At 59.9% G+C, this 16,608-nt stretch carries 14 protein-coding genes; 4 read left to right on the top strand and 10 right to left on the bottom strand.

The window, feature by feature from the left end; all coding sequences use genetic code 11:
* Nucleotides 1-276: 276 nt before the first annotated feature.
* Complete coding sequence (locus HMPREF2845_RS01255) at nt 277-849, bottom strand: LytR C-terminal domain-containing protein (protein ID WP_049353953.1); 573 nt, start codon at nt 847-849, stop codon at nt 277-279.
* Between the two features lie 261 nt (nt 850-1,110).
* Nucleotides 1,111-1,434 carry a DUF3263 domain-containing protein gene (locus tag HMPREF2845_RS01250; protein WP_070633685.1) on the bottom strand — a complete coding sequence of 108 codons (324 nt, stop codon included), beginning with the start codon at nt 1,432-1,434 and terminating at the stop codon, nt 1,111-1,113.
* A gap of 170 nt (nt 1,435-1,604) precedes the next feature.
* Between HMPREF2845_RS01250 and HMPREF2845_RS01245 the strand changes: the two genes are divergently transcribed.
* Entirely contained in the window at nt 1,605-2,276 is a 672-nt protein-coding gene (locus tag HMPREF2845_RS01245; protein WP_070633684.1) for a uracil-DNA glycosylase, read from the top strand.
* An 86-nt stretch (nt 2,277-2,362) separates the two neighbouring features.
* On the opposite strand, the gene HMPREF2845_RS01240 is transcribed toward HMPREF2845_RS01245, so the two are convergent.
* From HMPREF2845_RS01240 to HMPREF2845_RS01205, 8 genes are all read right to left on the bottom strand, one after another.
* Entirely contained in the window at nt 2,363-4,507 is a 2,145-nt protein-coding gene (locus tag HMPREF2845_RS01240; RefSeq protein ID WP_070633683.1) for a threonine/serine exporter family protein, read from the bottom strand.
* Between the two features lie 415 nt (nt 4,508-4,922).
* Complete coding sequence (locus HMPREF2845_RS01235; RefSeq protein ID WP_005504506.1) at nt 4,923-5,201, bottom strand: HPr family phosphocarrier protein; 279 nt, start codon at nt 5,199-5,201, stop codon at nt 4,923-4,925.
* Between the two features lie 233 nt (nt 5,202-5,434).
* Nucleotides 5,435-7,129 (bottom strand): phosphoenolpyruvate--protein phosphotransferase, encoded by a 1,695-nt coding sequence (gene ptsP, locus HMPREF2845_RS01230; protein WP_070633682.1) that lies wholly within the window; start codon nt 7,127-7,129, stop codon nt 5,435-5,437.
* Nucleotides 7,130-7,228: 99 nt separating this feature from the next.
* Nucleotides 7,229-9,235, bottom strand: coding sequence for a PTS fructose transporter subunit IIABC (locus tag HMPREF2845_RS01225; RefSeq protein ID WP_070633681.1), 2,007 nt, complete (start codon nt 9,233-9,235; stop codon nt 7,229-7,231).
* A 191-nt stretch (nt 9,236-9,426) separates the two neighbouring features.
* A complete protein-coding gene (locus HMPREF2845_RS01220; RefSeq protein ID WP_005508167.1) occupies nt 9,427-10,377 on the bottom strand; it encodes a 1-phosphofructokinase family hexose kinase in 951 nt (316 codons plus the stop codon).
* Entirely contained in the window at nt 10,377-11,168 is a 792-nt protein-coding gene (locus tag HMPREF2845_RS01215) for a DeoR/GlpR family DNA-binding transcription regulator (protein WP_049353963.1), read from the bottom strand. The genes HMPREF2845_RS01220 and HMPREF2845_RS01215 overlap by 1 nt, the downstream gene beginning before the upstream one ends.
* A 399-nt stretch (nt 11,169-11,567) precedes the next feature.
* A complete protein-coding gene (locus HMPREF2845_RS01210; protein WP_070604178.1) occupies nt 11,568-12,032 on the bottom strand; it encodes a VanZ family protein in 465 nt (154 codons plus the stop codon).
* The gene (locus HMPREF2845_RS01205) at nt 12,022-13,311 is read right to left on the bottom strand and encodes a histidine phosphatase family protein (protein WP_070633680.1); all 1,290 of its coding nucleotides are present in this window, start codon (nt 13,309-13,311) and stop codon (nt 12,022-12,024) included. Before HMPREF2845_RS01205 ends, HMPREF2845_RS01210 begins: the two co-directional genes overlap by 11 nt.
* A 228-nt stretch (nt 13,312-13,539) precedes the next feature.
* On the opposite strand from HMPREF2845_RS01205, the gene HMPREF2845_RS01200 reads away from it, so the two are divergent.
* The 3 genes from HMPREF2845_RS01200 to HMPREF2845_RS01190 form a co-directional block, all read left to right on the top strand.
* Entirely contained in the window at nt 13,540-14,535 is a 996-nt protein-coding gene (locus HMPREF2845_RS01200; protein WP_083308718.1) for an ABC transporter ATP-binding protein, read from the top strand.
* A complete protein-coding gene (locus tag HMPREF2845_RS01195) occupies nt 14,535-15,953 on the top strand; it encodes an FtsX-like permease family protein (protein WP_070633679.1) in 1,419 nt (472 codons plus the stop codon). The genes HMPREF2845_RS01200 and HMPREF2845_RS01195 overlap by 1 nt, the downstream gene beginning before the upstream one ends.
* Nucleotides 15,954-16,129: 176 nt before the next feature.
* A partial coding sequence (locus tag HMPREF2845_RS01190) for an HAD family hydrolase (RefSeq protein ID WP_141752944.1) occupies nt 16,130-16,608 on the top strand: 479 nt, incomplete at its 3' end.

Below are 16,608 nucleotides of genomic sequence, written 5' to 3'. Positions count from 1 at the left end.
CGGAGGCGCGGGCAGAGCAGGGCATAAAGTACCCGAACGCTACATCAATTGTGGCACCCGCACCGGCATGGAGCAAACGTTTAAGCCCAAGGTTGAAGGGTTAATCGCCCAGTGCTTAATCTGCGCTCATCAACCCCGTCAAAAGGGGCGTTACCGGTGTGCCCGCCGGGAGTGCGGGAGGGGTGTTAAAAGCATCAACCCCGCCCTGTGCATCGGTGGGATCGCACGGGTGGGGTTGATGAAAGTTTGTAATTACAAAGCGGCGGATGCCGGGGCCTAGCCGGTGTAATCGGAAGCCAGCACCACAATCACCTCGTGGTTGCCCATCTGCACATCGGAAGTTGCCTGACGCACCTGCGAAATGTCCAGCTTCGAGGCGATGCTCTGCGCCTGCGACTGGTAGCCCTCAGCGTAGTAGACCACGCTGGTTGCCGGTGCCGCACCCGTGTAGTTTGCCGTCTCGTTGATGGTGTAGCCGGTCAGCAGAGCCGCCGCACGAGATGCACTACCCGCCGGAGCCGCCGCATTGTAGACCGCCACAGAGATGGACTCAGCCAGACCGGTCTTCGTAGCACTTGCCGAGGCGGAAGCCTTAGCCGGCGCAGAGGACGCAGAGGCGCTTGCGGGGGCGGAGCTACTCTTCGCGGTGGACGCCGAATACTGCGGGGAGGCGGTGCGCGGCGCGTACACGTACATTGCGCCGCCGATGAGCAGACCAACTACGCCTGCAGCTACCAGGGGGATAGCGCCCTTGGGGCTCTTTGCCGGGTCAGCGTTGACCGCGCGGTAGGTTCCGCGGCGGGCGGTGTTTTCGTCTACCTCGTCAAATTCGTCGCGGGGGTAGCTCATTTATCCTCATTTCACGGGTCTCTGTTTACCGGCTGGTACCGTACCGCCCTACCGGGCGCGCGGGCGCGGCTGCGGAAGGTGCGGTCTTGGTGTTCTAGTACCTAGAGTACCGTCTCAACTAGCGAGAACCAACGTGAACGCCCCGCAACCGGCTGTGAAAGAGACGGACACCGCACAGTGTTCAATCTCTGGTTGAACTTGAGGTGCGCAGGGCTAAAAGCAGGAGTTGGAAAGCTCGCACGGCTCTCCCAGTTTGAGCCCCTAGTCAGTGTCTCGGCGGGCGCGCAGAACGTCGATTATCTGCGGCGCTGCGGCGCGTACCCGCTCATCGTCCAGCATCACGTTCAGGCGCTGGTAGTAGGCAATGGGCGTGAATCCGGCGGCGATAATCGCCTTCTCTTTGGAGCCCTGGTGCTTGAAGCGGCGGCGCTCCACCTCAAGGATGCGGCGCTCCACCGGGGTCAGGCCACCGGGTTGGCTCCCTACTTCCGGCTGGTTCTGTGCTTCCGGCTGGTTCTGTGCTTCCGGCTGGGTCTGCTGTTCCGGCTGGGTCTGCGCGGTTTCAGCTCGTTCCCGTTCTGACACGTTCCCTCCTGTCTGCAGCTCGCCTGCCGCGGCTGGCGTCTCCTAGCGCGTGTATCCGTCATCCCCTAGTCTAGAAGAGAAACTCAGTCTAGAAGAGAAACATTCATCCCGCACCCGGCCCCGTCACCGTCCGGGTCGCGTCAGCACCAGGAGATTCCCCAAGGAGATTCATGAACCAGCCCCTCAGCAGCATTATGAGCGAGGATTGGGCGGCAGCACTCGCCCCCGTCGAAGAGCAGATTCACGCCATGGGCGCTTTCCTGCGTGAGGAGCACGCGGCGGGGTACCGTACGTTCCCGCCTGCCGCCGATATTTTCAATGCGTTCCGCCGCCCGATGAGCGGGGTGAAGGTCCTCATTATTGGCCAGGACCCCTACCCTACTCCGGGCAATGCGATGGGTCTGTCGTTCTCGGTGCACCGCGGTATGCCGTTGCCTCGTTCGCTGAACAATATTTACAAGGAACTTGAAGACGATCTGGGTATCGCCCCGGCTGATCACGGCGACCTGTCCTGTTGGGCTGATGAGGGTGTCATGCTGCTCAACAGGGTTTTGACGGTGCGCGACTCTGATGCGGGTTCGCACCGCGGCAAGGGTTGGGAAGAGATTACCGAGTGCGCTATCCGTGCACTGGTGGCGCGTAACCAGCCGCTGGTGGGTCTGCTGTGGGGTGCGGATGCGCGCAAGTGCGCACCCATGTTGCAGCCGTACCCGAGCGTGGAGTCGGCGCATCCTTCGCCGCTATCTGCTCGTCGTGGTTTCTTTGGTTCGCGGCCGTTTTCGACGGTGAATTCTTTGCTGGTGCAGCAGGGTGCTGAGCCGGTGGATTGGACGGTCCGCTAGGCGCAGCACATGAGCCAGTATGAGAGCTACCGCCTCTTTTTCGCCACCAATATATGCAATATTGGCTATATACCCTTGAAAAAGGGCTAAGAATCCGCCGGTTCCACGTTCCTCGGAGTCGTAAAACGCTGTAGCGCATACTGCATCGTGTAATTACCCAACGCAACCCCCGAAGCCATCGCCACCACAATCGAAACCGCCGTAATCATATTCTGCATACCCAGAATCACGTCCGTCTCAACCGTCAACAAATACATGCCACGGAAGAACGACAGACCCGGCAGCAAGAACGTAATCGCCGGAATCGAGAAGATCGCCTGAGGCACATGCAGACGGTACGCAAAATACGTGCTCAACGCACCAATCACAACCGCCGCACACGCCGTCGGACCGCGACCAGTACTCGGGCCAGCCAGCAGCTCATAACTGTAATACGCCGCCAGACCGCAGCCCGTAATGACCATCAGCCACCCGACCTTCACCAGCTTCGTCTGCAAGGTAATCGCAAAGGTCGCAATCGCCACCAGGAAGAAGAACGACGCCACCAGCGGGGTCGTCGGCTCAAAACGCAGCTGCTCAATATCCAGGGTCGGGCCGTTGAAAATATTGATCGCACTCACCGCGGTCGCAATGCCAACCACCAGACCCAAGAAGCTCATGCCCGTAGACACGAAACGACCCGCAGCCGTCACCGGGAAGCCATTAATCGCGTCCTGCACGGCACCCACCAGGCGCGGCGTTGGCAAGAACATAATCATGCCCGCAGCCACCACCAGAGGCGCCGAAATCGCCTCCCCCTGACGCTGCAACACCGAAAGAATGGATCCCTCACCACCCAGCCAAATCGCCAAGAAGGTCATCAGACCCGCACTAGCAGCCATACGGAAGAACGCCGGAATGCCAATCGAACTCAACCACTGAATCAGCAGGTACACCGGAATAAAGATAATCGCCGCGCTCAACGCCGTCGCAAAGCTCGCACCCAGCGCCGCCGTCAGGGTTCCGGCACACGCCAGGTTCGCCAACCACACAACCAGAGGCGGGAACGGCTTGGGTCGGTGCGTAATCTGGTTCAGCTTCAAATCAGCCATTTCCAGGGTCATACCGCCGCGAGTGATCTTGTAGATCAGGCCGTACACTTCAGAAAGCGCCTCGTAGTTCTCCGTAGAGGAACGCACCACACGCACCAGGGTATGGGTGAAGCGCTCCTCAGCATTCGCATTGCGCTTGGCGATGCGGGACTCCATGTAAATATCGGGGTCCGACGTGTAGTTGATGGTCACCGACTGGTTCGTAATATCGACTTCCACCGAGTCCAGCCCGTACGCCGAAGAGACCGCAATAATCGCCGAGTCCACGTCCATTGCGTCCGCACCGTAGTGGAACATCGCCTCCGCCAGGCGCAGGGTGAAGTTCAGAGTATCGCGGGCGTACTCCTTCTCACGGCGGAACGCCTCACGACGCTCATGCTCCTCAGAGCGAATCGTCGGCACGAACTGGCGCTGCGCAATGCGCTGGGCACCGCGCGGGGCGGCGGGTGCCGCCTCCTCAGTGCGCACGAAGGAGCGGAAGCGACGCGAACCCCAGCGACCACCGCTACCGCGCCCAAACAGGCCGCGAGAGCCGCCCTCAACCAGCGGTACGGAGGTGGTGGGCATCGAGACAGGCCCGGTCTTCGGCATTGCGGTAGGATCCGCGCCGAAGCGGCGGGCTGCGTGAGAGTTGGGCACCTGCGGAATCATGCCGGTCATGGGCACCGGCTGGGAGGGGCGAGTCAGCGCCGCCTCAGTTACCAAGTTGCTGGATGTGACGGGGTTAGAGTCCTCACGGTACGCATCCAGGTCGTCATCAGGCACGAGGGAGGGGTCAATGACGGTGCGCGCCCCATGATCGTGCTCGTGGGGGCACAGTTCCGGGTCACAGTCGGGCTCTGCGGTCTCCTGCGGGGTAATGCCCATGTCGGCAGCAGCTTCCTGGAGCACCTCACTCACTGCTTCTGCCTTAACGGTGCCCTCGGGGTTCTTCGAGGAGGCGGCATGCTGAGCCAGCACGCGGCGCAATTTCTCGTCGGTAACCTGGTCTAGTGAAACCAGGGGAAAACCGCGTTTACCGGCGATGTAGCCCGCGGTGGTATTCTGCTCGCTTCCTTCCGTTGCGGCAGTGTTTGCTTCGCCTGCATGCGAAGCTTCCCGCGATGTGGGGGTCGCGGGGGTGTTCCTCGATTCTGCCAATGTCCCTCCCAGATAGACAGTGCCTTTTTAGTCTAACAAGGGCACGATTCTGCGGTAGCACTGAAGAGCAGAAATATCACTTTTCTGACCGGTGATTTTGTGAGCAAAAGCGCTCTGCGGAACTTACGGCAGAAAGGTTCATAGATATGAAGAGAAATCCAGGTCATTACTGCACAGAAGATATTTTGGGAGATATTTCTGGAGCTATTTTCGAGGAAAAATAAAGGTTATATATACATTAAGATTTGCAGAGAAATATCCCCCACCTACCCCCACTCGCACCTCAATAAGAAATGAATTATTCATAACAAAAAATATCCCGCCACCGAAGTGACGGGATATTCACGCTTTAAGGCTGTAGCCTTCACAGCATCTGAAGCGTACCGCTCGGGGTCACCTCAGAGGCGAAAGTCAATTACTCAGCGTCGTGGTCGGTCTCGAGGATCTTAACCAGCGAGTCCAGAGCCTCTTCAGCACCTTCGCCCTCAGCGCGCAGGACAACAACGTCGCCGTGCTTTGCACCCAGGGACATCAGGGACAGAATCGATGCAGCGTCCATAGCCTCATCTGCGGGCTCACCCTTAGCAGCGATGGTCACCTCAACGGGGAGGTCGCCAGCTGCCTCAGCGAAGATAGCTGCCGGACGTGCGTGCAGGCCAACACGGCTTGCAATAGTGGCTTCGCGCTCTGCCATTATGTTTCTCCTTTGATCAAGGAACCGAAATATATCAGTACCTATTCTAAATGAACGGGGCGCTTCAGGACCCGCCCTTACTCTATAAATTGTACCGTTCAGCCATACGCTAACAAGTACCAAAAATGCCGGATGCAGAAATAAAACTCTACACCCGGCATTTTCATGGACTCAGGCACCACCCAGCACACCCCACCAAGGAGCGGCAGGCAGCCCCGAAATCGTTTTAAGGCTTAGAGACCCAGCTCGTCCAGAATCGGCAGAGCCTGGCGTGCGCTCTCCTTCGCCTCAGCAGAAGAAATCTGCTGCAGAGCGATAGCCGCAATCTGCTGTGCCTTCTCCTTGGTCACAGACTTCAGAACCGCAGCCACAGCGGGAATAGCGCCAGCGTTCATGGACAGGGTGTCAACACCCAGACCAATCAGAACAACAGCCAGAGCCGGGTCAGCCGCAGCCTCACCACAGACGCTCACGTACTTCTTCTTACCCGCGGTGACCGATGCACGCTGAGCACCCTCAACGGTCATCTTGATCATCTTCAGCACTGCAGGCTGCCAGGGGTTGTTCAGGTGCGCCAGGTCGCCCAGCAGGCGGTCAGCCGCCATGGTGTACTGGGTCAGGTCGTTGGTACCAATGGATACGAAGTCGACCTCGCCCAGGATAGCCTCAGCGTTCATCACAGCTGCGGGGGTCTCAACCATCACACCGTGAACGGGCAGGCCGATCTCCTTGAGCATGTTCGCGAAGTTGCGTGCCTCGGAGGTGGTCGAAATCATCGGAGCCATAACCCAGATGTCAGCGTCAGAGTTCTCCGAAGCAGCCTTAATAGCCTCCAGCTGGCGGGTCAGAACGCCCGGAACGGTCCAGTCGGTACGGAAACCGCGAACACCCAGTGCGGGGTTCTCCTCGGGGTTCACGTTCAGGAACGGCAGGGGCTTGTCAGCGCCAGCGTCCAGGGTACGAACCACAATGTGCTTGCCGGGGAATGCGTCAAACACGGACTTGTAGGTCTTAGCCTGAGTCTCGATGGAAGGCTCAGCGTCGTGGCCCAGGAAGCCGAACTCGGTGCGCAACAGGCCAACGCCCTCAGCCTTCAGGCTTGCAGCCTTCTCAGCGGACTTGCCGTCACCAACGTTTGCGTACAGCGGAACGCGGGTGCCGTCAGCCAGCACACCCTGACCGTCAAAGTCAGCGACCGGCTTGCGGTTTGCGTACTTGATTGCTGCTTCGCGGTCAGCGTCGGTGGGCTCGGTGTCAACGATGCCTTCGTTGGAGTCCACGTAGACGATGGTGCCGTCAGCAATGTCGGTCACGCCCTTAGCAGCCACAATAGCGGGCAGGCCCAGGCCGCGAGCCAGAATAGCGGTGTGTGCCTGGGGGCCACCGTCAGAGGTGATCAGGGCGATAACCTTCTCGGGATCCAGAGTCGCGGTATCAGCCGGTGCCAGGTCAATAGCAGCCAGGATGAACGGCTCATCAGAAACGGGGATGCCGGGAGCCTGCTGGCCGGTCAGCTCAGCAACGATGCGGGCACGCACGTCGTGGATGTCGGTGACGCGCTCAGCCATGTAGCCACCCAGGGCAGCCATCTGGTCAGCGAAGGAGGTTGCAGCCTCCCAAATTGCGCGCTCGGGAGCCATCTCCTGGCTCTCAACCAGCTTGATAGCACTCTTGATGAGTGCACGGTCGGTAGCCATCTGAGAGGTGGACTTCAGAACAGCCTTACCGTCGCGGCTTGCGTTCTCTGCGCGAGCCAGCAGGTCTTCCTTGACGCGGACCGATGCGTCCTTAATGCGCTGCGCTGCAGCCTCAGCGGTCTCGCCGCTCAGACGCAGACCATCCTTGGGTTCCTCGATGGGCTTAGGCATCTGAAGAACGGGGCCAATAACGCGGCCGGCGTATACGCCGACGCCCTTGTAGGTAGTCATAAATTCATGTCCTATCTGTGGTTTGTCTACAGTGTAACGTGTTTTTTCACGCTCACGCCTGCAAACAGACGATCAAATGAAGGTGAGGTTATACGGCCTTTACGCGGATGCCTTAGAGCGGGCACCCAGGGACTTCAGCACCACGTACAGTAGCGCCGAAACAACGGTACCGGCAACAACAGCCGCCAGGAACATCAGCGGGTTCTGCGCCAGACCAATAATCCAAATACCACCGTGCGGAGCCGGGGAAGCCACGTGCGCACCCATGGAGATTGCACCGGCAATAGCGCCACCAACAATGGTCGAAGGAATCACGCGAGCCGGGTCAGCCGAAGCGAAGGGAATAGCACCCTCAGAGATGAAGGAAGCACCCAGCAGCCACGCAGCCTTACCGTTCTCACGCTCGTTCTCGTTGAACAGCTTGGGACGCAGGGTGGTTGCCAGAGCCATAGCCAGCGGCGGAACCATACCTGAAATAATGACGGCAGCCATGATTTCCTGGTTCACGGTCGCACCCGAGGACAGGCCAGCAGTTGCGAAGAGGTAAGCAGCCTTGTTGATAGGGCCACCCAGGTCAGAAGCCATCATGGCGCCCAGGATCAGACCCAGCAGCAGAGCGGAACCACCAGACATGGAGGTCAGCCAATCCTGCAGGGTGGTCATAACCCAAGCCAGGGGCGCACCGAGCAGCAGGTACATTGCCAGGCCGGCAACCAGAGAAGTCACCAGCGGAGTGATGACCACGGGCATCATCGAGCCAAGCCAGCGGGGCAGCTTCAGGGTGCCCAGAGCGTACGCAATCAGACCGGCAAGAATACCGCCAACAATACCGCCAAGGAAGCCCGCGTTCACAGCGAGAGCCACCGAACCGGCGATGAAGCCCGGAGCAATACCGGGACGCTGAGCCAAACCGTACGCAATGTACGCGGCAAGAGCCGGGACCATCAGGCCCAGGCCGAAACTACCGATGGTCTGCAGAACAGCACCCAGGTACAGGGTCCAGTGCACATCACCGAGGTTGAACAGGGTTGCCGAGTCGAGAATCGCCTTGGTGTTCACATCGCCAAGGTTCGGCACCGTAATTGCCTCGAAAACGAAGCCCAGAGCGACCAGAATACCGCCGGCAGCAACGAACGGAATCATGTAGGAGATACCGGTCATCACAGCCTTGTAGATGCGCGAGCCCCAAGCGCCTTCGGTAGCGCCTGCGCTATCCTCACCGCTGGATGCGGCAGCGGCAACGCGTGCACCGTTGGGGTTCTCAGCCTCAGCCAGAGCCTCCGCGATCATTTCCTTAGGCTCGTCAATACCGCGCTTGACGGGAGACTCAACAAAGGGCTTACCCGCGAAGCGGTTACGCTCACGCACGTTCACGGACACCGCGAAAATCACGGCGTCTGCGGCGTCAATATCAGCCTGGGTCAGCTTCTCATTACCCGAGGAGCCCTGGGTCTCAACCTTCAGGTCGTAGCCGAGCTCTTCAGCAGCGTACTTGAGGGCGTCCGCAGCCATGTAGGTGTGAGCGATACCGGTGGGGCATGCGGTCACAGCAACAATCTTCTTCACCGGAGCCGAAGCAGCGGGGGTTTCCTGAGCGGAGGCGGCAGATGCGGCGGGCGCAGCCTCGGCGGGCTTAGCCTCTGCCTTCTTCTCGCCCACGCCGAGCGCACCGTTGACCAGTTCAACAATCTCTTCAGCCGAGGAGGCTTCGCGCAAGGATGCGGTGAAGCTCTTCTTCATCAGGGAACGTGCCAGAGTGGAGAGCAGCTTCAGGTGAGCCTGGTCAGCGCCATCGGGTGCAGCGATGAAGAAAATCAGGTCGGCGGGGCCGTCCTTTGCACCGAAGGAAACTGCCGGGTTGGGGCGTGCCATTGCCAGGGTCGGCTCGGTGACGGCGGCGCTACGGCAGTGAGGAATCGCAATACCGCCGGGGATGCCGGTGTCAGTCTTGGATTCGCGTGCCTCGGCAGCCGCGTAGAGCTGCTCGAAGTCAGTAGCGCGTCCGGCATTTACGACTGCCTGGGCGAGCTTGGCAATTACGTCGAATCGGGTCTCGCCGAGGTTCTCATCCAGCAGGACGAGATCTGCGGTGATCAGATCAGACATATTCCCTCCTCGGGTATGTGTTGGGGCGGGGATTTGCTCAGCGGTGCCGGGCTTCTCCCCTATATGAGTTCAAAGTGTGCGCAGTGTGCGTTGAGTGTGTAGCGTGCGTATATGTGTGTACATATGTGCACAGCACCCCAGCTTATATTCCCTTCTGAGAATAAAAGCTGGAGGTGCGAAAACAGCCCGAATTAGAGCTGCAACTGACGAACAGTGACCTTCTCAGGAGTGGTCTGCTCCAGCGAAGGCATGCGGGTACCGGGCAGAGCAGCAGCAGCCGAACCGTGAGCTACCGCCTGAACCAAGCAACCGGGGGCATCCTCACCACGAGTGTGAGCAATCAAGAAACCGGACAGCGACGAGTCACCGGCACCCACAGTGCTACGAACCTGAATCGGCTCGTGCACAGCGTGCCAAATACCCTGCTCAGTGACCAGCACTGCACCGCCGCCGCCGAGGGTGGCAAGCACGTACTCGATGCCGTCGCCGAGCAGCTTCTGGGCGGTGCGGGCGGTCAGCTCGGGGCTAGCCTCCAGCTCCTCCCAGTTATCGCTACCGGTCAGCTGAGCCAGCTCCTCCGAGTTGGGCTTAATCAGGGTGGGCTTGTGCTCACCGGCGACGGTCGCAATCAGCGGCGCCTCAGAGGTATCAATAGCAATCTTGCCCTCGTAGCCGGAGGCGCGCAGTGCCGCCACCAGCTCGGAGTAGTAGGTTGGTTCCAGACCCGGAGGCAGCGAACCAGCCAAAACCACCCAGTCGGCACCTTTGGAACGCTCAACCACCAGCTCGTCCAGCTTCTGACGCAGTTCGGCATCAAAAACGGTGCCGGGGGCGTTCAGCTTAGTGGTGGTGCCGTCCGGGTCAACCACGGTGATGTTCGAACGAATCGGCTCACCGGTGGGCAGGTTAGCGAACTCGACGTCCACAGCCTGCAGAGCAGTCAGCACTGGGTCGGTTGCTTCACCGGGCACAATGGCGAGGGTCGGCACACCGGAAACCTGCAGGGCACGCGAAATATTCACGCCCTTGCCGCCGGGATCCTGTACGGCACCGACAGCACGCTGCACGGCACCGTGAGCCAAAGGCGCACCCAGTTCAATGGTGCGGTCCAGGCTGGGGTTTGCAGTCAGAGTAATAATCATTAGGCAATCACAATCTCAACGTTTGCGGCCTCAAGTGCCTGACGGAGGGCACCTTCGGGCTCGCGATCGGTAATGAGGGTGTCAATATCCTCGAATCCAGCGAAGCGGACCAGAGATTCCTGACCGAACTTCGCGGAGTCACAGAGCAAGACCACGCGACGAGCAGATTTGCAGATTGCGGTCTTGACGATGGCTTCGTTCATGCCGGGGGTGGAGATGCCGAAGTGGGCTTCAATACCGTTGGCACCAATGAAAGCAATATCGGGGCGCATGGTGCCGAAGTGCTCTGCGGCGCGTGCACCAACAGCAGCCCAGGTCATCTTGCGCAGCTGACCGCCAACCAGCTCAAGGGTCACGCCTTCGGCTTCGGCGAGCTTGACTGCAATGTGCAGTGCATGGGTGATGACGATGCGGTCATTGCCGGTCTTGAGGCTGAAGTTCTCAGCGCCGATGTGGTCGGCGAGAATTTCGATGGTGGAGCCTGCGTCCAGGACGATGGAGCCCGCCTCGGAGTCGCGCAGCATCTGGTATGCCTTGGTGGCGATGCGGCGCTTTTCGGGGGTGTTCATGCCCTGTCGGGAGGAGATGGAGGACTCCAGGGAGGTGGACTGCTCAATGGTGACAGCACCACCGTGGACACGGCGGAGCTTACCTGCCTCTTCCAGTGCGGCGAGGTCACGACGCACGGTCTCCATGGTCACATCGTAACGGCGCGCAAGGTCAGCGCCGTTGACACGACGTGCGGAGGCAACAAGCTTTGCAATTTCGGCACGGCGTTCTTCTGCGAACATAAATCTGGTGTTCCTTTGGGCTAGTGGGAGGAAATCTGTGCGTTCTTTTCTGCGTTCTGCTCGGCTTTCAGGACCGTGAGAGACATGGTTTCAGTGAGCCAGCAGAACACTTGAGGGTAATACTTGATTTTATGTGGGTTTTTGTGGGTAAGTCAATATAAAACGCTGTATTTACCGGAATATTACCCGAATGTTCCCTACAGAAACCACACTATATCGGAGGTCACTGCCTGTTTATGTCTGTTTGACCTAATGAACTGTTGGGTTTTCCCGCTCCCCACCATCCCCATAGTGTCCAACACCTACACGGCGCCCTCACAGGGTAAAAAGTGGAGGCGCCAGCTCCGAAAATCCTCAGCGAGAATCCTCGAAACCAGCGCCTCCACCGGGCACAGAACCTTATTTACCTTGACGTTCACGACGCACGCGACGCCAACGATGTACACCCAAAGCCCCCGCCGCACCCAGCAGTGCACCCGAACCGTTCATCAGCACATCCACCGGATCGCCGGTACGATCAGGCATGAAACTCTGGATTGTCTCAATGCAGGCGCTGACCAAAAATCCCGAGTACAGCACGTGCGGGCGAGCCTTCGGTTTGAGTAGCAGGGCGAAAAGAAAACCGCCCGGAATGAACATGATGACGTTCGAAAGCTGCTCAATGCTCGAATAGGTGATGAACGCAGGCAGCCACCCCTCGGCGTGGCCGGTATCCAGTAGCTGCGCCAGGCGGCCGCCCATCTCGTTATCGTCCACGTGCACGGGGGCGAACACGATACTCGCCACCACCGCGCAGTACAGCGCCGTGACGGGCCAGAGAATCAGCCGCCACACGCGAGCGCCAGACCATTCTTTACCAGACAAGGCGACCCACCTCGTCGAACTGCTTGGTCGAATCCCACGCGAACAGGCCCGGTACGTCAATCGTGAGCGGTTCGGCGTTCGGCACGGTCACGGTCCATTCTTCACCAGCTGCGGCGGAGAGGGCGCGGCGGATAAAGCTGCCGTGGCTGACAGCAATAATCTTCTGGTCGCCCGAGGCTTCAGAGAGTTCACGCACGATATTGCGCAGGGTACGCACCGCACGAATGTACACGTCACGTTCGGATTCCACATTCGGGTAGTAGCGTTCGGGGGCGCGGCGTTCGGGGGCGGGAATGTCCAGGCCCTCACCGGCACCGTAGGCGCGTTCCACCAGCTCGGGGTAAGTCTTGTGCACCTGCAGATCGAAGTGCTCACCGACCAGTTGCGCGGTCTCGTGGGCGCGGGAGAGCGGCGAGGACACTAGCATGGTGAATTCCAGGCCCATGTCGGCGAGCTTCTTGCCGGTGGTGCGTGCCTGCTCGCGGCCGGTGTCGTTGAGCGGAATGTCGGTGATGCCCTGCATCAGGTTCGCCTTGTTCCAGTCGGTCTGGCCGTGACGAATCAGGGTGAGGGTCGTATTCTCGGCGCCCTCCGGTACTTCCTCGGGGCCCAGCTCGGGTTCCAGATGCTGCACGACCAGGCGGTCGATGGCATCGTCCAGGTACTGCAGGGGCACCTCGGTCAGGGAGGCGTTGGCCGGGATCGGGTAGATACCGTCCTCGTTGAGCAGTTCGGGGTGGCGCTCAGCGACCAGGGCGGTCACGACCATGGCAATCAGCATGCCGTGCGCGGCGACCACAACGGTCTGGCCCTCATATTCGCGGCGGACGCGGTTCAGCGCCGCGAGGGAGCGGGCGAGGAAGTCCTTCTTCGGTTCCACGTTGAAAGCGTTGTTGGACTGGCGGGAGGCGAGAATCAGCTCGGGGGTAGCGATCTGGCCCTCCAGGTCGCCAAAGGAACGTTCCTGGAAGCCGTCAACGGCACCGCGGTAGGGTACGCCCAGGCCTTCGGCTACGATTTCGGCGCTTTCTACGGCACGGGAAAGGGGCGAGGAGACGATAGCGTCCACGGCGGTGCCCTCAGCTGCTGCCTGCTGCAGGGCACCGATAGCGGTGCGGACCTGCTCTCTGCCGGTGTCGTTGAGGGGGATGTCGGTGCCGCCTTGGAAGCGGTGGTCAATGTTCCAGTCGGTCTGGCCGTGGCGTAGGAAGATGATGCGGGTTCCTGCCTCGGGGTCGGGTACCGGAGTGATGATGGGGGTGTTCTGTGCGTCGGTCATCCTTCTAGTATGGCATTGCCCCCGCGCAGTTCAAGGGGGCAAGAGGCGTATTCTCTCATGAAGCGCACTCATACCGCGGTATGAGCTGCGGGGTGGTTGAGCGCCCGGTCGGGCAAATTTTTTCAGGGTTTTCCCATATTTTTCAGCCCCCAGACGGAGGGATGAGCCGCCAAGAAGCTGAGATGATAGAAGTGTACTTCCGTTAGTTCATACCCAATGAAGGTTGTCATGACGCAGAATCCTCAATCCCAGAACCATCCTCAAACCCAGAACCCGCAGTTCCAGGCTCAGAACCCGTACTCAATGACCCCTCCGCAGGCGGTGCAGCCTGCCGGTCAGTATTCCGCTCAGCAAGGTCATCCCCAGCAGGGTCAGCCCGGCCAGCCCGGCCAGCAGGGCTACTACCAGAGTCAGCCGCAGGGCTACCCGGCTCAGGCACCTCAGCAGATGCAGCAGGCGCCCTTCGCGCGCGGCGCGATTATTTCTGCCCGTAACCTGCACAAGTCGTACGGCAATAACCCGGTGCTGCGTAACGTGAGCCTCGATATTTACCCCGGCGAGTCTGTAGCGATTATGGGTCCTTCCGGTTCCGGTAAGACCACCCTGTTGCATGCGCTCTCGGGCATTATCAAGCTCGATGCCGGTTCTGTGCTGTTCAACGGCCCGGCCGGTCAGGTGGCGGTGGAGTCCCTCAGCGAGCGTGAGCGCACCTCCCTGCGCGCTAACTCGTTTGGTTTCGTGTTCCAGCAGGGTCTGCTGGTTCCCGAGCTGACCGCGGAGGAGAACGTCTCCCTCGCCGCGATGATTGCCGGTGTTCCCCGCCAGCAGGCGCGTTCCATTTCGGCTGATCTGCTGAACCGTCTGGGTTTGGGGCAGATGCTGGATCGCCGTATGGGTGAGATGTCCGGTGGTCAGGCTCAGCGTGTGGCGATTGCCCGCTCCCAGGTGAACGGTGCCCCCGTGACTTTCGCGGATGAGCCGACCGGCGCACTGGATTCGAAGACCGCCCGTGAGGTGATGGCGCTGTTGCTGACCATGATTCCGCAGCAGGGTAAGACTCTGCTGGTGGTTACTCACGACCCGAACGTGGCGGCGGCGTGCTCCCGCGTGGTGTACCTGCAGGACGGTCAGATCGTGAGCGACCAGCGCAATAGCCAGGGCGGTGTTCCCGCTTCCCAGAACCACGCTCAGAGCTTCGGCGCTCAGTCTCAGGCAGGTGCATAATGCAAATCTATGCTCTACTCGCCAAGCGAACCCTATGGAGTTCGCAGGCGATTCTTCCCGTGCTGGCTTTTGCCGCCTCCTCGGCGCTGTTTTTGACGGTTGCCGGTGGTGTTCAGGCGCTGAGTACTTGGCTTGAGCACGCCAACGTTGACCACGAAATGATCAACCTGATGGGCATTCAGAAGCTCTACATGGGTTTGGCGTGGGTTGCCGCTCTGGTGCTGATTGTTCCGCTCTTTACCTTGGGCGCTTCGGCTGCTCGTTTGAGTGCCCGCCGCCGTGATGAGCGTCTGGCGTCCCTGCGCCTGATTGGTGCCTCCACGACCCTGATTGTGGGTCTGTCTGTTGCGGACGCGCTGGTGTACTCTCTTGTGGGTTTCATCATTGGTCTGTTGCTTTACCTGGTGATGATTTTCCCCTTTGGCGCCCTGCACTTCATGAACGTTCCGCTGGGTGCTGAGAATATGCTCCTGCCGGTGAGCGTGATTTTCTACTGCTTCCTGGGCTGTATGGTTCTGGCGGCTCTTAGCTCCCTGTTCGGTTTGGCGAAGGTTAGCATCAGCCCGCTGGGTGTGCGTACCCGCGCGAAGGCTGGTTCCGCCGGTTACATTTCCCTGGGTATCGGTGTTGTTCTGGTCATTGCCGTGATGATTCTGGCATCGACCTCGAAGGGTTTTAGCATGTTCTCGCCCTTCCAGGACGGCGGTGCTGATAGCGCGATCAAGAACCTCGCCGTCTACATTTCTCTGCCGGGTCTGGGCATGATGTTTGCTATCGACCTGCTTGGCACCTTCCTCGTGTGGGCATACGCAAAGATTCGTGTGCGCATGACCCAGAAGGCGTCGGTTCTGCTGGGTTATCGTGCGGTGCTAGAGTCCCCGCGCGGGGCGTGGCGTCAGGTTTCGGGTGTGGCACTGTCGACCTTCTTGGTGACCTTCTTCGGCCCCATCCTGATTCTGGCGGGTGAGATGAACAAAACGGCGAAGGAGGTAGGCCCCGCCGCCGGCCCCTTCATGACCATCATGTCGGACATGTTCCAGGGCATGCTGCTCATGCTGTTCTTCTCGTACCTGCTGGTCACCCTCTCCGCAGTGTTGAACCAGAGCGCCGCCATTTACGAGCGTGGTTCGCTGTATTCTTCGCTGAATATGATGGGTACCCCCACGAGGATGTTGCAGGCTTCGCGCCTTACCGTGGTTTTCGGTCCGCTGGTGCTCATTAGCGTGGTTTCTGCGCTACTGGGTCTGCCGCTGACGGCGTTGATTGCGGCGCAGGGGCTTTCCGGTGAGATTCTGACGAAGATGTTCGGTATGACCTTCGGCGCTATTGCGCTGGGTTTGGCGCTGGTCTATGTGGGCCTGTTGGCGACCATTCCGTTTATGCGTCAGGTGACTCATAAGCCGGTGTCCGCTCTCTAAGCTGTTTTAGCTTCTGCCCTCCCGTTGCATCCGTTCTGGATGCGGCGGGAGGGTTTCTTCATGTCCAACGTTTGTGTTGCGTGCTTTTGTGCCCTCACCCGGTTTGCACCCTGCATGTTTTCTCACGCACCGGGCCACCGCTTCCATAGCCTAAAGCCCTGTGAGAGACTGACATTATGTTTGAACACACAGTACCCTCCGATTGGTTCCCCCGCTGCGCAATCTTCGACTGCGACGGCATCCTCCTCGACTCCGAGACCGTCTGGAACGATGTGCAGCGTGAGCTTTTCGCCCGCTGGTCTGTTCCCTTCACTGAGGAGGTCGAGCACCGCCTCACCGGCCTGGCGGCAGCCGACGTCGCGCAGGAGCTTGCACTGCTCTCCTACGAGGCGCAGAACGGCCAGAAGCCGGACACCGCCTCCGCAGAGTACGCCGAACACCATGAACGCGTGATGAAGGACCTGCTCACCACCGAGCACGAGGTCATCAGCTCCGGCGTGGACCTGATTGAGGGTGCGCAGAAGTTCCTGGGCTTCCTGAGCGAGCACATGCCGGTTGCGGTGGCGTCGAACTCCACCGCGAACATTCTGACCCTGAAAATGGAAAGCTACGGTTACGCCCCGCTGGTGCGCACCTGGGTCAGCAGCAACGACGT

The organism is Rothia sp. HMSC065B04 (genome assembly GCF_001812285.1).
Taxonomy (GTDB): Bacteria; Actinomycetota; Actinomycetes; order Actinomycetales; family Micrococcaceae; genus Rothia; species Rothia mucilaginosa.
This window is presented reverse-complemented; position numbering and strand designations above follow the sequence as displayed.

Coding starts and splice junctions, on each gene's coding strand:
- HMPREF2845_RS01245 (WP_070633684.1), top strand. CDS start 1,605: ATGAACCAGCCCCTCAGCAGCATTATGAGCGAGGATTGGGCGGCAGCA.
- HMPREF2845_RS01215 (WP_049353963.1), bottom strand. CDS start 11,168: ATGTTCGCAGAAGAACGCCGTGCCGAAATTGCAAAGCTTGTTGCCTCC.
- HMPREF2845_RS01220 (WP_005508167.1), bottom strand. CDS start 10,377: ATGATTATTACTCTGACTGCAAACCCCAGCCTGGACCGCACCATTGAA.
- HMPREF2845_RS01200 (WP_083308718.1), top strand. CDS start 13,540: ATGACGCAGAATCCTCAATCCCAGAACCATCCTCAAACCCAGAACCCG.
- HMPREF2845_RS01225 (WP_070633681.1), bottom strand. CDS start 9,235: ATGTCTGATCTGATCACCGCAGATCTCGTCCTGCTGGATGAGAACCTC.
- HMPREF2845_RS01235 (WP_005504506.1), bottom strand. CDS start 5,201: ATGGCAGAGCGCGAAGCCACTATTGCAAGCCGTGTTGGCCTGCACGCA.
- HMPREF2845_RS01195 (WP_070633679.1), top strand. CDS start 14,535: ATGCAAATCTATGCTCTACTCGCCAAGCGAACCCTATGGAGTTCGCAG.
- ptsP (WP_070633682.1), bottom strand. CDS start 7,129: ATGACTACCTACAAGGGCGTCGGCGTATACGCCGGCCGCGTTATTGGC.
- HMPREF2845_RS01255 (WP_049353953.1), bottom strand. CDS start 849: ATGAGCTACCCCCGCGACGAATTTGACGAGGTAGACGAAAACACCGCC.
- HMPREF2845_RS01205 (WP_070633680.1), bottom strand. CDS start 13,311: ATGACCGACGCACAGAACACCCCCATCATCACTCCGGTACCCGACCCC.